1 protein-coding gene (cut by a window edge) is annotated in these 16,870 nt (G+C 70.6%); it reads right to left on the reverse strand.

All coding sequences use genetic code 11. From position 1 onward, the window contains the following. Window positions 1-16,817, reverse strand: the 5' end (the start) of a protein-coding gene (locus Y710_RS00595) for a non-ribosomal peptide synthase/polyketide synthase (RefSeq protein ID WP_062365896.1). Its footprint begins 26,467 nt before the window's first position; 16,817 of the gene's 43,284 nt are visible here — the first part of the coding sequence; it begins with the start codon at window positions 16,815-16,817; the stop codon falls past the left edge of the window. Window positions 16,818-16,870: the final 53 nt, after the last annotated feature.

Consider the following 16,870-nt stretch of genomic DNA (forward strand, 5'->3'; position numbering starts at 1 on the left):
GCGAAGGCCACGTCGGGGTGCGAGGTGAGCGCGGCGTCGATCTCGCCGAGTTCGACGCGGAAGCCGCGGATCTGCAGCTGGAAGTCGGATCGGCCGATGTAGGCGAGTTCGCCGTCTGCGGTCCAGCGCACCACGTCGCCGGTGCGGTACATCCGCTTCCCCACCGCGTACGGGTTCGCGACGAACCGCTCGGCGGTGAGACCGCGCCGGCCGAGGTAGCCGCGCGCGAGGCCGGCGTTGGTGATGTACAGCTCGCCCGGCGTCCCGACCGGGACCGGCCGCAGCCGGTCGTCGAGAACCAGGGTGTGCACGCCGCTCATCGCCGAGCCGATCGTGATCGGCTCGCCCGCGGCGAGCGGATCGGTCATCGTGACGATCACGGTGGTCTCGGTGGGCCCGTACGCGTTGCGCAGCCTCCCGCCCCAGCGGGCGACCAGTTCCGGCGGACACACGTCGCCGCCCACCACCACGCGGGTCACCAGGTCGAGTTCGCTCGCGTCGACCGTCTGCACCGCGTTCGGCGCGCCGACGAAGGACGTGATCCGCTGATCGCGGATGAAGCCCGCCAGTTCGGCACCGCCGTAGAGGTCGGTCGGGGCGATGACCATCGTCGCACCCGCGCAGAAGGTCGCGAGGATCTCGCCGACGGCGGCGTCGAAGCTGATCGCCGCGAACTGCAGCATCCGCGCGCCCGGATAGGTCTCGTAGTACCCGACGACGTCGTCGGCCAGCGTCGACAGCCCGCGGTGCGGCACCGCGACGCCCTTGGGCAGACCGGTGGTGCCGGACGTGTAGATCACGTAGGCGAGGTCGTCGACGGTCAGCGGCGCACGCCGGTCCGCATCGGTGAGCGGTGCGCCCGAGCGGCCCGCCAGATCCTCCGCCAGCGCTGCGTCGTCGAGAAGGGTCCAGCCGTCGACCGGCCGCGCCTGCGACGGCAGGGTGTCGGCGGTGGCCGAATGCGTCAGACCGATCACCGAGCCGGAGTCGGAGACCATGTGCGTGATGCGGTCGGCGGGCAGCTTCGGATCGATCGGCAGGTAGGCCGCTCCGGCGGCCGCCACGGCCCAGATCGAGACCATCGCGTCGATCGATCGGGTCATGGCGAGGGCGACCACCGTGTCGGGGCCGGCACCGTGGTCGATCAGCCGTCGCGCCAGCCGGTTGGAGCGCTCGGCGAGCTCGGCGTAGGTCAGGCTCTGCCCGTCGAACTCGACAGCGACGCGGTCGGCGTGCCGCCCGGCGGTGGCGCCGAACAGATCGGCGAGGGTCCGCGGCTCCGCCGCGTCCCCGCCGCGCCGGTCCACGAGGTCGGCGCGCTCGGCGTCGCCGAGGAGAGGAAGATCGCCGACGGCGGTCTCGGGAGCCTCGACCGCTGCCCGCAGGATGCGGACCAGGCGGTCGCCGAACGACTCGACGGTCGGCTCGTCGAAGAGATCGGCGGCGTAGGTGAAGACGGCTTCGGCGCCGACCTCGGTGTTCTCGCGCACCGTGAGCTGGAGATCGATGTTGGCCGTGTCGGTCGAGACGTCGACGGCCTCGACGTCCAGCCCCGCCATCTCGAAGCTCGTCGGGGCCTCGGACTGCAGTGCGAGCGCCACCTGGAACAGCGGCGAATGCGCGGTGGAGCGCGTGACGTCGAGAACCTCGACCAGCTGCTCGAACGGGACCTCGGCGTGCTCGAAGGCCGCGAGGTCCGCGGCGCGGACCTGAGCCACGAGCGCATCGAAGCTCTCGTCCGGACGCACCCGGGTGCGCAGCACGAGCGTGTTGACGAACATGCCGATCAGGTCGTCGAGCGCACGCGTGCCACGACCGCCGACGGGGGTGCCGACAGCGATGTCCGCGGTACCCGTCAACCCGGCCAAGACGGTCGCATAGGCGGCGTGCAGGACCATGAACGGCGTGACGCCCCGGGCGCGGGCGTACGCGCCGATCGCGGAGTAGAGCTCGGCGCCGATCGGGGTGCGATGGATGGCGCCGCGCATCGACTGCACCTGCGGGCGTTCGTGATCGGTGGGCAGTTCGAGGCGGTCGGGCAGCCCGGCGAGGGTCTCGCGCCAGTAATCGATCTGGGCGGCGGCCACTGACGAGGAGTCCGCGGGATCGCCGAGCACGTCGCGCTGCCAGATCGCGTAATCGGCGTACTGCACTTCCAGCGGCGCCCAGGCCGGCTGCTCGCCGGCCGCCCGCGCGCCGTAGGCCACCATCACGTCCTGCACCAGCGGCGCCATCGACAGACCGTCGCCGGAGATGTGGTGAAGCACCAGGACGAGCACGTGCTCGCCGCGCGGGTCACCGTCGGTGACCCGGAGCAGCCGAACCCGCAGCGGCACCTCGGCGGTGACGTCGAATCCGGTCATGACGGCCTTCGCGACCGCCTGCTGCACGCCGTCCCGGGTGACCTCGATCGGGCGCAGGTCGGGCACCGCGTCGCCGACCGGCAGGATCTGCTGGTACGGACCGCTGTCGGAGTCGGGGAACCGGGTCCGCAGCGACTCGTGCCGGTCGAGGAGGTCGCGGACTGCGGCCTGCAGAGCGGGCTCATCGAGCGGACCGGTCATCCGGACCGGCAGGGGGAGGTTGTAGGCCGGCGAGGCCGGATCGAACCGGTTGAGGAACCACATCCGCTGCTGTGCCAGCGACAGCGGTGCGGTGTCGCCGCGGTCGGCCCGGGTCAGTGCGGGCCGCGAAGCGCCCCCGCTCTGCTCCACGCGGGCGGCCAGTTGGGCGACCGTCGGCGCGTCGAACAGGTCGCGTACCCCGAGGTCGACGCCGAGTGCGTCGCTGACCTGCGAGATCACTCGGGTCGCGATCAGAGAGTTGCCGCCGGCGTCGAAGAAGCTCTCCTCGACGCTGATCCGCGGCAGACCGAGGACGCCGGCGAAAACGCCCGCGATGATCTCCTCGACCGGGTCGCGCGGAAACACGTACTCGGCGGCGAGCAGGTCGAAGGACGGCTCGGGCAGCGCCTTCCGGTCCAGCTTGTCGCTGCTGTTCCGGGGGAACTCGTCCATCACCACCACGGCCGCCGGGACCATGTACGAGGGCAGCGATCCCGCCGCATGCGCCGCGACCGACTCGCCGGTCACGTCCGCGGGCGCCACCACGTAGCCGACCAGCTGGTCGCCGGTGTGCGGGTCGTGGCGCACCAGCACCACCGCCTGCGTGACGCCGGGCGCGGACAGCAGGGCCGCCTCGATCTCGCCGAGCTCGATGCGGTTTCCGCGCACCTTGACCTGGAAGTCGGTGCGGCCGATGTACTCGAGGACCCCCGCGTCGTCGGCGTCCGGGGTGGCGCGGTGCCGGACCAGGTCGCCGGTGCGGTACATCCGCTCGCCCGGGGCGCCGAACGGATCGGCGACGAACCGGTCCGCCGACAGGTCGGGACGACCGTGATAGCCGCGCGCCAGCTGGACGCCCGACAGGTACAGCTCTCCCGCGACGCCCGGAGGCACCGGCTGCAGGCGCGAGTCGAGCACGTACAGGCGGGTGTTCCACATCGGGACGCCGATCGGGACCACGCCCTGGTCGGCTTCGGTGTGACGCCAGTAGGTGACGGCCAGCGACGCCTCCGCGGGTCCGTACAGGTTGTCCAGCGGCGCGGCGGAGAGTTCGCGGAAGGCCTCGGCGGTCTCGATCGGCAGCGCCTCGCCGATCGCGATCACGGCGCGGACGGTGTCGGGGATCCGCGCGGACGAGCTCGACACGAACATCGCCAGCATCGACGGGACGTACTGGACCACGGTGACGTTCTGCTCGCGCATCAGCGTCGACAGGTACTCGGGGTCCCGGTGGCCGTCCGGACGGGCGATGACGAGGCGGGCACCGGTCTGCAGGGTCCAGAAGAACTCCCACACGGAGACGTCGAAGGTCATCGGGGTCTTGAGCATCACCGCGTCGTCGGCGGTCAGCTGGTATTCGCCCTGCATCCAGCACAGCTGATTGACCAGACCGGCATGCGGCACCGCGATGCCCTTGGGACGGCCGGTGGAGCCGGAGGTGTAGATCAGGTTCGCCGGATTCTGCGGGCGCAGCGGCGAACGGCGGTCCGCGTCGGTCACCGGGGTGCCCGCGACGCCGGACAGGTCGAGGACGTCGATCTCGAGCGTCGGCACGTCCGCGGGGACCGCTCCGGAGTCGGCGGTCGTGGTCACGACCGTCACCGGGCAGGCGCTCTCCAGAACGTATCCGTTGCGCTCCGCGGGGTGGTCCGGATCGAGCGGCACGTAGGCGCCGCCGGCCTTGAGGATGCCGTACATGCCGACGAGCAGATCGATCGAACGGCGGATCGACAGGCCGACCAACGACTCCGGACCGACACCCATCGAGATGAGATGCCGTGCCAGACGGTTGGCTCGCGCGTCGAACTCCGCGTACGTGATCTGCTCGCCCTCGTATACGAGGGCGGTGGCTTCGGGCGATCGCGCCACCTGCGCGTCGAAGAGGGACACGAGCGTGTCGCTGTCCGCATCGATGGATTCGATCCGGTGATCGGTGGCGTTCCAGGTCTCCAGGACCCGGGTCCGCTCCTGGTCGCCGATGATCGGGATGTCGCCGACCACCACCGCGGGATCGGCCGCCACCTGTGTCAGCACCGACGTGAATCGGTCGCCGAAACGCTCCGCCGTCGACCTGTCGAACAGATCCTCGGCGTAGGTGAGCACCACGTCGATCTCCCCCGGCGCGCCTTCGGCGTCGGTCCGGTCGGTCACGGTGAGTTGCAGGTCGAACCGCGACAGACCGGTCTCGAACTCGGCGGGGGAGACGGTGAGCCCGGGAAGCTCCAGCTCGGCGCGCGCGATGTTCTGGAACCACAGTGAGACCTGGAACAGCGGGTGGTACGCCGCGGACCGGGTCGGGTTGAGCGCGTCCACGAGACGCTCGAACGGGATCTCGGTGTTGGTGAAGGCACCCAGGTCTCGCTCGCGCACCTGCGCCAGCAGATCGGTGAAGGCCGCGTTCTCGTCGATCTCCGTGCGCAGCACCAGGGTGCCGACGAACATGCCGACCACATCGTCGAGCGCGGCTTCACCGCGGCCGGCGATCGGCGTGCCGATCGCGATGTCGTCACTGCCCGAGAGTCGTCCGAGCAGCGCCGACAGTGCCGCATGGACCACCATGAAGAGCGTCGTGTCGGTGGAGCGAGCCACCTCGAGCAGCGCCGCATGCAGTTCGGGGCTCAAGGTGAAGGCGACGTCTCCGCCTCGGAACGACTGCTGTGCCGGCCGCGGCCGATCGGTCGGCAGCTCCAGCACGTCGGGAAGATCGGCGAGTTCGGCGCGCCAGTAGGCCAGCTGCTGCGCGGCCAGCGATGCCGGATCGTTCTCGTCGCCGAGCAGTTCCCGCTGCCAGACGGCGAAGTCGCTGTACTGCACGGGCAGCGGCGACCACTCCGGCGGCTGTCCGGCGGTCCGTGCGACGTACGCGATCATCAGATCGCGGGCCAGCGGAGCCGACGACCACCCGTCGAAGGCGATGTGGTGCAGGACGAAGACCAAGACGTGTTCGTCGGGGCCCACGGCCAACAGATGCACGCGGACCGGCGGTGCGGCGGTGACGTCGAAGGGTGCCGTCGCCAGCGCGACGACTTCCGCTTCGAGGTCGGCCTCCGCGACCGCCACCTCGACGAGGTCGGCGGTCGCCGCCACATCTCGCACCGGCAGCACCACCTGTCGGGGTCCGTCGGCGGAATCGGGGTACACGGTGCGCAGGGCCTCGTGACGCTCGCAGACGTCGAGCATCGCCGCGCGCATCGCGGACACGTCCAGCGCACCGGTCAACCGGATGGCGAAGGGCATGTTGTAGGCCGCGGAATCCCGATCGAATCGGTTCAGGAACCACATGCGCTGCTGAGCCAGCGACAACGGTGCCGGTTCGGTGCGCTCGCGCGCCACCAGCTTGGGCCGTACCGCACCCGTCCGCTGCTCGGCCACCACGGCGAGTTCGGCGACGGTCGGGGCCTCGAAGATCTCGCGGACTCCGACGTCGGTGCCCAACGCGTCGTTGAGTCGCGCGATCACCCGGGTGGCGACGAGCGAGTTGCCGCCCACGGCGAAGAAGTCGTCGGTCGCACCCACGCGCTCGACGCCGATCGTCTCCGCGAAGATCGTCGCGATGATCTCCTCGACCGGGTTGCGCGGAGGGACGTACACCCCGGCGCTGAGCACCAGCTCCGGTGCCGGGAGCGCACGGCGGTCGATCTTGCCGCTGGCACCGACGGGCAGTTCGTCGAGCACGATGAACAGCGACGGCACCATGTAGCCGGGCACCCGAGCGCACACATGAGACTTCAGATCTTCCTGAGTCACCCGCTCGGTACCGGGAGCGGCCGAGACGTATGCGACGAGCGCATCGCCGGTGTGCTCCCCGTGGTGCAGGGTCACCACCGCCTGATCGACTCCGGGATGGGCGGCCAGCGCCGCCTCGATCTCGCCCGGCTCGATGCGCAGGCCGCGCAGCTTCACCTGGTCGTCGGTGCGGCCGAGGAACTCGAGTTCGCCGTCCGCGGTCCACCGGACCAGGTCGCCGGTGCGGTACATCCGCTCGCCCGCCGCGTCGTACGGTGCGGCGACGAATCGCTCGGCCGTCAGGTCGGGACGGCCCGCGTAGCCCCGAGCCAGCTGCGCGCCCGCGAGGTACAGTTCGCCGGGCGTGCCGACCGGGACCGGACGCAGCCGGGTGTCGAGCACGTGCACGCGCACGCCCTCGACGGGCGAACCGATGGGCACCGAACCGGCTCCGGCACCGGCCGCGCGGCGCGTCACCTGCATCGCCGACTCGGTGGGGCCGTACAGGTTGTGCACCTCGGTGCGCAGGCGTTCCATGACGTCTTCTGCGACCGATGCCGGCAGCACCTCGCCGCCGGAGAACAGCAGCCGCAACGAGGTCACTGCGCGCTCGGCGAAGGTCTCGACCACCAGCGGCAGCATCGACGGCACGAACTGCACCACGGTCACCGAGTGCTCGGCCGCCAACTGCGCCTGCTGAGCCGGGTCCCGATGACCGTCGGGCCCCGCCAGCACCAGTCGTGCGCCCGCCTGAAGCGGCCAGAAGAACTCCCACACGGACGCGTCGAACGTCATCGGTGTCTTCTGCAGCACCACATCGGTTGCGGTGAGACGGTATTCGCGCTGCATCGAGTCGAGCTGATTGGCAGCCGCCGCATGTGGCACGGTGACGCCCTTCGGCAGCCCGGTGGAACCCGAGGTGAACAGCGTGTACGCCGCCGACTCGGGACGCAGCACACCGCCGCGCTCGGCGTCGGTGAGCGGCCCGTCCGGGTGTGCGCCCAGGTCGAGTCCGTCGATCTGCAGCAGCTCGCGATCGACGGGCAGCGCGGCCGAGTCGGCGGACGTGGTCAGAATCAGCCGCGGATCGGCGGTGTCGATCACATGCGCGTTGCGCTCGGCTGGGTGGGCCGGGTCGAGCGGGACGTAGGCGCCGCCCGCCGCCAGGATCGCGTACATGCCGACCACCAGGTGACGGGACCGGCGCATCGCCAGACCGACCTGGTCGCCCGGTCGCACGCCCGACGCGAGGAGTTCCCGCGCGAGGCGGTGCACCTGTGCCGCGAACTCCGCGTAGGTCAGGACCTCATCGCCCGTCACCAGGGCGACGGCGTCCGGAGTCCGGGCGGCCTGCTCCTCGAACCGCTCGACGAGCGTCGCGCGCGCAGGTGCCTGCGGTCCAGCGGTCCACGATTCGAGCAACTCGTGCTCGCGAGGCCGCAACAGGTCCACGTCGCCGACCGGCCGGTCCGGTGCCGCGATCAGCGCGTCGAGGGCGCGGACGAATCGCTCCGCGTACCCGGCGGCGGTGTCCTCGTCGAAGAGATCGGTCGCGTAGACGAACGTCACGTCGTAGCCGGCGGCGCGCTCGGTCACGGTGACCTCGAGGTCGAACTTGGAGACGGTGGTCTCGATGCCCTCGGCCTCCACGGTCAAGCCCGGAAGGTCCACTGTCGGGGTCTCGAAGTTCTCCAGGGCGAACTGCACCTGGTACAGCGGGGCGTGCGCGGTGGATCGGGCCGGGTTGAGGATCTCCACGAGCCGTTCGAACGGCACGTCGGCGTGCTCGAAGGCCTCCAGATCGGTGTGCTTGACCTTCGCTAGCAGGTCGCTGAACGAATCGGCGCCGTCGACTCGTGTCCGCAGGACGAGGGTGTTGACGAACATGCCGACGACGTCGTCGAGCAGCCGCTCACCGCGGCCCGCGACCGGGGTGCCGACGCTGATGTCGCTCTCCCCCGACACGCGTGCGAGCAGGACGGCCAGCGCGGCGTGCAGGGTCATGAACGGAGTGGCGCCGTGACGCCGTGCGGCGTCTTCGACTCGGGCGCGCAGGGCCCCGTCGATCCGGACGCGGGTGCGCCCGCCCGATCCCGAGGCCACCTCGGGCCGCGGTCGGTCGGCCGGAAGTTCCAGGAGTTCGGGGACACCGGCGAGTTCCTCGCGCCAGAATCCGATCTGGGCGGCCGCGACCGAGTGCGGATCGGACTCGTCGCCGAGCATCGCGCGCTGCCAGATCGCGAAGTCCGCGTACTGGACCTCCAGCGGGGCCCAGCCGGGTGAACTCGACCGGGTCCGGGCGGTGTACGCCATGACCAGATCGCGCGCCAGCGGCGCCATCGAGAAACCGTCGGCGATGATGTGGTGCATCACCAGAGCGAGGACGTGAACGTCGTCGCTGATCCGGAACAACGCCGTGCGGATCGGGACCTGAGCGGTCACGTCGAAGCCAGTCGCACCGAGTTCCAGTGCGCGCGAGGCGAGTTCGTCCTCCGAGACCGCGATCGGATCGAGCCGGAAGGCGACCTGCGAGGCGTCGAGCACCTGTTGGTAGGCGCCGGAGTCGGAATCCGGGAACACCGTCCGCAACGACTCGTGGCGCTCGATCACGTCGCGCACCGCGGCACGCAGCGCGTCGACGTCGAGTTCTCCGGTCAGACGGATGGCGAGCGGAACGTTGTAGTTCCCCGAGGCCGGGTCGTAGCGGTTGAGGAACCACATGCGCTGCTGCGCGAGCGACAGCGGAATGTGCGCGGGCCGCTCCATCGCCGTGAGCGCGAGCCTGCCCGCCCCGGCGGCCGACCGTTCGGCGCGTAGGGCGAGTGCGGCCACCGTCGGTGCCTCGAACAGATCGCGGACGCCGATGTCGGTGCCGAGTTCGGCGTTCACCCGGGCGATGACCCGCGTGGCGATCAGCGAGTTGCCGCCGAGGTCGAAGAACTCATCGGTGGCGCCGACGCGGTCGAGGCCGAGCACGTCGGCGAAGGCCGCCGCCACGATCTCCTCGGGCGGCGTCACCGGAGCCACGTACTCGGACACCGCGAACTCGAACTCCGGCTTCGGGAGCGCACGCCGGTCCAGTTTGCCCACCGGAGTCAGCGGCACCTCGTCGAGGACCACGATCGCCGACGGCACCATGTATCCGGTGAGGGAACGGGCCGCATGGTCGATCAGCTCGGCGGTGTCCACGTCGCGGCCGCCCACCGGCCGCACGTACGCCACCAGCTGTGTCTGTCCGCGTTCGTCGTCCACCCCGAGGGTCGCGACGAAGTCGACGTCCGGATGAGTGGCGAGGACCGCGTCGATCTCCCCGAGCTCGATGCGCAGGCCGCGCACCTTGACCTGGAAGTCCGAACGGCCGATGTACTCCAGTTCGAGGTCGGCGTTCGGCCGCACCAGATCGCCGGTGCGGTACATCCGGTCGCCGGGAGCACCGACCGGGTTCGCCACGAAACGAGCGGCGGTCAGTGCCGCCTGCGCGTGGTAACCGCGAGCCAGACCGGCGCCGGTCACGTACAGTTCGCCGACCGCTCCCACCGGCACCGGACGCAGATCCTCGTCGAGCACCAGCAGGCCGGTGCCGCGGATCGGTCCGCCGATGGTCACCGGGCGTCCCGCGACCAGCGCGTCGGTGCCGGCGGCCACGACGGTGGTCTCGGTGGGACCGTAGGCGTTGAACACCTGGCGGCCGGGAGCCCAGCGGGCGACGAGGTCGTCGGAGACGGCTTCGCCTCCGAGCACCAGGATCTCGGGACGCTCGCCCAACCGCTCGGGGTCCATGGTGGCCAGCGCCGACGGTGTGAGGAAGACGTGGCTCAGTGATTCGCGTGTGATCAGGTCGCTCAGTTCGGTGCCGCCGAAGACGGTCGGCGGTGAGACGACCAGGAGCGCGCCGGTACCGAAGGCCATCACGAACTCCAGGACGGAGGCGTCGAAGCTCGGTGAGGCGACGTGCAGCACCCGCGAATCGGGCGTGACGCGGTAGCGCTCGCGCTGTTCGAGCGCGAAGCTCTCCAGACCGTGCCTCGGCACGATGACGCCCTTGGGCAGACCCGTGGTGCCCGAGGTGTAGATCATGTACGCGGCCTGGTCCGGGCGGCATGCCCCGCCGCGCTCGGCGGGGGTGACCGGTTCGGCCGATCGGCCCACCAGTTCCACCCGCAGCACGGAGTCGTCGAGCACGAGCCAGTCGGTGCTCTCATCGGGAAGATCGGCGGCGTGTGCGGCGACGGTGATGCCGACACTCGCACCGGAGTCGGTCAGCATGTGCTCGATGCGGTCGGCCGGATAGCTCGGGTCCACCGGCACGAAGGCCGCTCCGGACTCGAGCACCGCCCACATCGCGACCACCGAGTCGAGCGAACGGGGCAGCGCGAGGGCGACGAAGCTCTCCGGGCCGACGCCGCGGTCGAGCAGTGCCCGTGCCAGTCGCGCCGCGCGGCCGGACAGTTCCCGGTAGGTCAGTTCTTCGCCGTCGAACCGCACCGCGGGGCGGTCGGCGTGTTCGTTGCGGACCGTGTCGAAGAGGTCGAACCCGGTGTCCGAGACGGACGCCGGCATCCGGGTCATCGGTGCCAGGACCGCGCGTTCCCCCTCGTCGAGGACGTCGATGGACGCGACCGGTCGGTCGAGGTCCGCGGCGACGGTCGCCAGCACCCGGACCAGCCTCGTCAGCAGTCGGTCGGCGGCCTCGGCGCTGAACGCCGTCGGCAGGAACTTCAGTTTGAACCGCAGTCGCGGGTCCTGCAGCGCCACCAGTGTCAACGGGTAGTGGGTGGCATCGTTGACTTCGACGTCCACCACTCTCATGCCCGCGACCGCGTCGACGTCGGCGAGCACCGAGCGGTCGATCGGGTAGGACTCGAACACGGTCAACGTGTCGAAGAGGGGGCCGAGACCCGCCGCCCGCTGGATATCGGTGAGTCCGGTGTAGTGGTGGTCGAGCAGGTCGGCCTGCTCGACCTGCACCCGGCGCAGGAGATCGCGGATCGATTCGGTGCGGTCGAGCCGAACCCGGACCGGAACGGTGTTGATGAAGAGACCGACGGTGGATTCCACGCCCGGCAGCTGCGGCGGCCGGCCGGAGACCGTGGCGCCGAACACGACGTCCGAGCGACTGGTCAGGCGGGCCAGGAGCACACCCCACGCGGCCTGCACCACGGTGTTCACCGTGACACCGAGCGTCCGGGCGGCGGCGGCGAGCGCCGCCTCGACATCCTCGTCGAGGTCCAGAAGAAGTTCCTCGGGCGTCGGCATCGCGAGCTCGCTCGACTGCGGGGCGAGGACGGTCGGCTCGTCGAGGCCGGCGAGGGCCCGCGACCACGCGTCCAGCGAGGCCTGCGGGTCCTGGCCCGACAGCCAGTCGAGATAGGCGCGGTAACTCGGCGCGGCGGCCATGCCCGAGCCGTTGCCGTTGGCGCCGTACAGCGCCAGAAGGTCGGTCAGCACCAGAGGCAGCGACCAGCCGTCCAGCAGGAGGTGGTGATTGGTCAGCGCCAGACGGTACGCGCCGTCCGAGAAGCGGATCAGCCGCATCCGGATCAGCGGCGGCCGGTCGAGACGGAAGCGAGTCTCCCGATCCGACGTGACCAGATCGCGCGCCGTCCGCTGCGCCTCCTGCTCGTCGAGGTCTGACAGATCCGTCGACTCGAAGGGCAGCCGCGCGTCGTCGACGATGATCTGAGCGGGGACGCCGGTGTCGTCGTAGACGAAGGCGGCACGCAGGCTGGGATGCCGGTCGACGAGCGCCTGGCCCGCCGCGCGCATGCGTTCGGCGTCGACCTCGCCGCTCAGGTCGAGCACGATCTGCGCGGTGTAGACGTCCACGAAGTGCTCGGCGAGGCCGGCGTGGAACAGCAGACCCTCCTGCAGCGGTGAGAGCGACCAGATGTCGGACAGCGACTCGAAGTCGCGCTCCCACGCATCGATCTGTTCCTGCGAGAGGTTCACCAGGGGAAGGTCCGCGGGCGTGAAGCCGCCCGTGGTCTGCGACTGCGACAGCGATGCCATCGCGTCGAGGGCGCGCGCCCACAGATCGGCGAGTTCGACCACCTCGGTCTCGCTGAGCAGCTCCGAGGCGTAGCTGAAGGTCGCAGTGAGTGCGACGCCGTCTCCGTCTTCGGCGGCGATCGCATCGATCGTCAGCGCGGCCGAGAGCGGCATGTCCTCGTGACGCTGGGCACCCGCGCCGAGCATCTCGCCGTCGGGCAGCCAGCCCACGGCGCGCAGTTCGGCGGGAATCTCACCTGACGACAGCCGGCCCAGATAGTTGAACGCGATCTCGGGGCGGTGCCATTGCATCATCTCGGCGCGCGAATCGGGATTCAGGTGCCGCAGCAGGCCGTAGCCGACGCCCTCACCCGGAATCCGCCGCAGCTGTTCCTTGATCGTCTTGAGCAGCGCCGCCGTACTCGGCCCGCCCTCGAACGCGGCGTCCAGATCCACGTCGCCGACGTCGAGCCGAGCCGGGTACACGCTGGTGAACCAGCCGACGGTCCGTGCCAGATCGGCACCGGGCACCGCCGACTCCTCACGGCCGTGGCCCTCGAGATCGACGAGCATGCTGCGTCGCCCGTCCGCGCCGCGCCATGCGGCGACCGCCAGCGCCAGCGCCGCGAGCAGACCGTCGTTGACGCCCGCACGGTACTGCCGCGGAATCACCGCGAGCACGGCTCTCGTGGTCTCCGGGCTGAGCCGGACCTCGAGCCGCCGTTCAGTGGCGGCCACATCGACCCGCGGATCGAGCGGGCGCCGGCCCACCGGCTGGTCGCCGTCCGCGACGATCCGCCGCCAGTGCTCGAGCTCGGCCTCACGGTCGGCGCGGCGGGCGGCCTCGGCGAGTCCGTGCGCCCATCGGCGCATCGAGGTTCCGACAGGCGGAAGGGACGGGGTCGCGCCGGCGGAGACGCTCACCCACGCGAGTGCGAAGTCGGGGACCAGCGTGCGCCACGACACACCGTCGACGGCGAGGTGGTGCACGACGGCGACCAGTCGGTCTCCGTCGGTCTCGCCCGATCCCGTGAGTCGGACGAACTGCGCCATGACACCGGTGTCCGGACTCAGGCGGCGCGCCGACTCGGCCGCGACTCGGCCGATCTGCTCCGCGAGCTCGGCCGATCCGGCGCGTCCCCGGGCGGGAACGTTCGAGATCAGCGATGTCGCGTCCACGCTGCCCGCCGGTCGCGTGACGATGACGGGTTCGGGGCCGTCCGCGCGCAGCACCGCGCGCAGCATGTCGTGATGATCCACGACGGCGGCGATGGTGGCGGCGACGCCCTCATCGCTCGCGCCCGCCGGGAGGACGAGGGTCAGCGCCTGTGCGAACGCCTCGTAGCGTCCGAGTTCGAGCATCTGGTGCATCACCGGGGTCAGCGGCATCGGCCCGACGCCCTCGCCCGGAAGTTCGGTCAGCTCCGCCTCTGCCGAGTCGGCGGTCCGCGCCACCTGGGCCAGACCGGCCACCGTCTGCTGTTCGAAGACCTCGCGCGCGGTGAAGACGATGCCGAGGTTCTTGGCCCGCGACACCAACTGCAGGGAGATGATGCTGTCGCCGCCGAGCTCGAAGAAGCTCGCGTCGGCGCTGACACGGTCGAGACCGAGGACGTCGGCGAAGACCTCGGCGATCCGCTTCTCCAGCTCGGTCGACGGCTCGCGGTACTCCGCCGTGCTCGCGCTGAAGTCGGGATCGGGCAGGGCGGCGCGATCGAGCTTGCCGTTCACCGTGAGCGGCACCTCGTCGAGCACGACCACCGCGGCGGGCACCATGTATTCGGGCAGCACCTGTCCGGCGGCGATCCGCAGACCCGACGGGTCCAGATCCACGCCGTCCTCGGCCAGCACGTAGGTGACCAGCTGTGGCTGACCGGCTGAACCGGTACGGACCTGCGTAGTGGCGAAGTCGACGCCCGGGCAGTTCTCCATCACGGCGTCGATCTCGCCGAGTTCGATGCGGAAGCCGCGAATCTTGACCTGGAAGTCCGAGCGCCCGATGTAGTCGAGCTCGCCGTCGTCGGTCCACCGGACCACGTCGCCGGTGGCGTACATGCGGCTGCCGGGTGGGCCGTACGGATCGGCGACGAAGCGCGAGGAGGTCAGCGACGGGCGGGCGTGGTAGCCGCGCGCAGTACCGGGATTGGCGATGTACAGATCGCCCGCGACACCGACCGGCGCCGGCCGCAGGCGGTGGTCGAGCACCAGCGCTCGAACCCCGCTCATCGGCGCGCCGATCGTGATCGGCGTCCCGGCGGCCAGTGGCTCGGTGATCGTGACGATCACCGTGGTCTCGGTGGGACCGTAGGCGTTGCGCAACCGGCCGTCCCACCGCGCCGCGAGTTCGGCGGGCAGCACGTCGCCGCCGGTCACCACCCGGCGCATCGAGTCCAGGCCGGTCGGGTCGAGCGTCTGCGCGGCGGGCGGGGTCGAGACCAGCGTGGTCACGCGTGCGGCCGCGAGCAGTCCCGCGAGTTCGTCGCCGCCGGTCACGGTCGGCGGTACGACGATGAGAGCTCCGCCATGAGCCCACGCGGCGAGCATCTCACCGAATGCCGCATCGAAGCTCGGGGAGGCGAACTGGGCAACCCGGGCGTCGGATGAGACCGAGTACACCACTCGCAGGTCCTCGGCGAGCGTCGACAACCCGCGGTTGGGCACCACGACGCCCTTCGGCAGTCCGGTGGAACCGGACGTGTAGATGACGTAAGCGGGGTTGTCGGGCCGGACCGGGGCGAGCCGTTCGGCGTCGGTGATCGGCGCGGCCGACTCCGCGTCGGCGAGGGTGGTCGCCTCCAGCGAGTCGAGCGCGAGCCAATCGACGCCGTCCGGGAGGGCGGCGCGGTTCGCGATGGTCGTCAGACCGTGCTCCGCGCCGGAGTCGGTCACCATGTGGGCGATGCGGTCGGACGGATAGCCCGGATCGATCGGCAGGTAGGCGCCTCCGGCCTTCGCGATCGACCAGATCGCCAGCACCGATTCGAGCGAGCGCGGGACCGCCAGCGCCACCAGGCTCTCCGGTCCCACCCCTCGCCGGATCAGGACACGTGCCAGGCGGTTCGAGCGTTCGTCGAGTTCCCGGTAGGTCCAGACGGTGCCTCCGAACTCGACGGCCACCCGGTCGGGGTACACCGCGGCCGAAGCGGCCAGGATGTCGCCGAAACCGCGTGGCTCCGCGGCGGTGCCGCCCTCGCGCGAGAGCAGCCATTCGCGCTCGCCGGCGCCGAGGACCTCGAGGTCGCCGATCGCGGTGTCGGCTCCGGCGGCCACGAAACGCTTGAGGAAGTCCACGAAGCGGGCGTGGTGACGCTCGTTCTCGGCCTCGGTGTATCGGGCCGGGTTCGCGATGAAGTCGATGTGGGTGCTGCCGGTACCCGTCTCGTACAGGTTGAGCATCAGGTCGTCGACCGGACCGGACGAGAGGACGTGCAGTCGTGATTCGATGGCGCCCAGGCGCAGGTCGCCCAGACCCATCATGATGTTGACGACCGGGCCAAAATAGGCGCGGTCCGCGCCGAGCGAACCGGCGTCGCGACGGATGTCCTCCGTGCGGTAGCGCTGGTGGCGGAGCGCGCCCACCAGCTGGACCTGCACCGATTCGACGAGGGCGTCGACAGTGGCGTCCGCGGGCACGGCGATCCGGAGCGGCACCACATTCGAGACCATGCCGCCCGCCCGGCGCATCAGCGCGGTGGTGCGCGCCGAGACGGGAAGCGACAGCAGGACGTCGTCGGTTCCGGTCAGCCGGCCGAAGTACGCCGCGAACGCGGCGATGGTGACCGGTGCGAAGGAGGCTCCGTCGGTCGTCATCGCCTCGGCCAGATCGCGCGGCAGTGCAGTGCTCGCGACGGTGCTCAGCGCCTGCGGCGCGGCGTGACGCGAAGCGAACGACTCGGGTTCGGGCATGTCGTCGACGACCTGCGCCCAGTACTCGCGGTCGGATTCGAATCGGCGCGACGACCGGTAGGCGTCCTCGACCTCGTACAGCTCGCGCAGGTGGTCCGCCGGATCGGACGGCAGCGGCGCGCCGTCGAGCGCCTGCGTGTACAGCTCCGCCACGCGGGTCATCAACGTGATGGCACCCACGCCGTCGAGCGCCACGTGGTGCACTCGCGCATACCAGTAGTGGTGGTCGGGGCCGATCGTGATGACCGCACAGCAGAAGAGCGGACCGGTCTCGAGATCGATCGGCGCCGTGTACTCGGCGCGCATCCACTCGTGCGCCGCGGCCTCCGGATCGGGGCGTTCAGAGAGATCGACGCGGACCAGCGACTGCTCGATGTCGCGGTCGACGAGCTGGTACGGGCGGCCGTCGACGTCGATGATCCGCAGGTAGCCGGATCCGATCTCCTTGCCGGTGGCGATCAGGCATTCTTCGAGCAGGTCGAGATCGAGCTGACCGCGCAGCTCCACGTACTGCGCCATGTTGATCGGCACTTCGGGATGCAGCTGCTGCGACAGCCACAGCCCGAACTGCGCTGCGGAGAGTGGGAACGCTCCGGCGGGCACACCCCGCTGCCCGGGCGCCGACTCCCCCATGCCGGCCGCAGCATCATCCTGACCCGCACGAACAGTTGTTCGTGTGTCGTCAG

Origin of the sequence: Gordonia sp. QH-12 (genome assembly GCF_001578675.1) — a bacterium.
Classification (GTDB): Bacteria; Actinomycetota; Actinomycetes; order Mycobacteriales; family Mycobacteriaceae; genus Gordonia; species Gordonia sihwensis.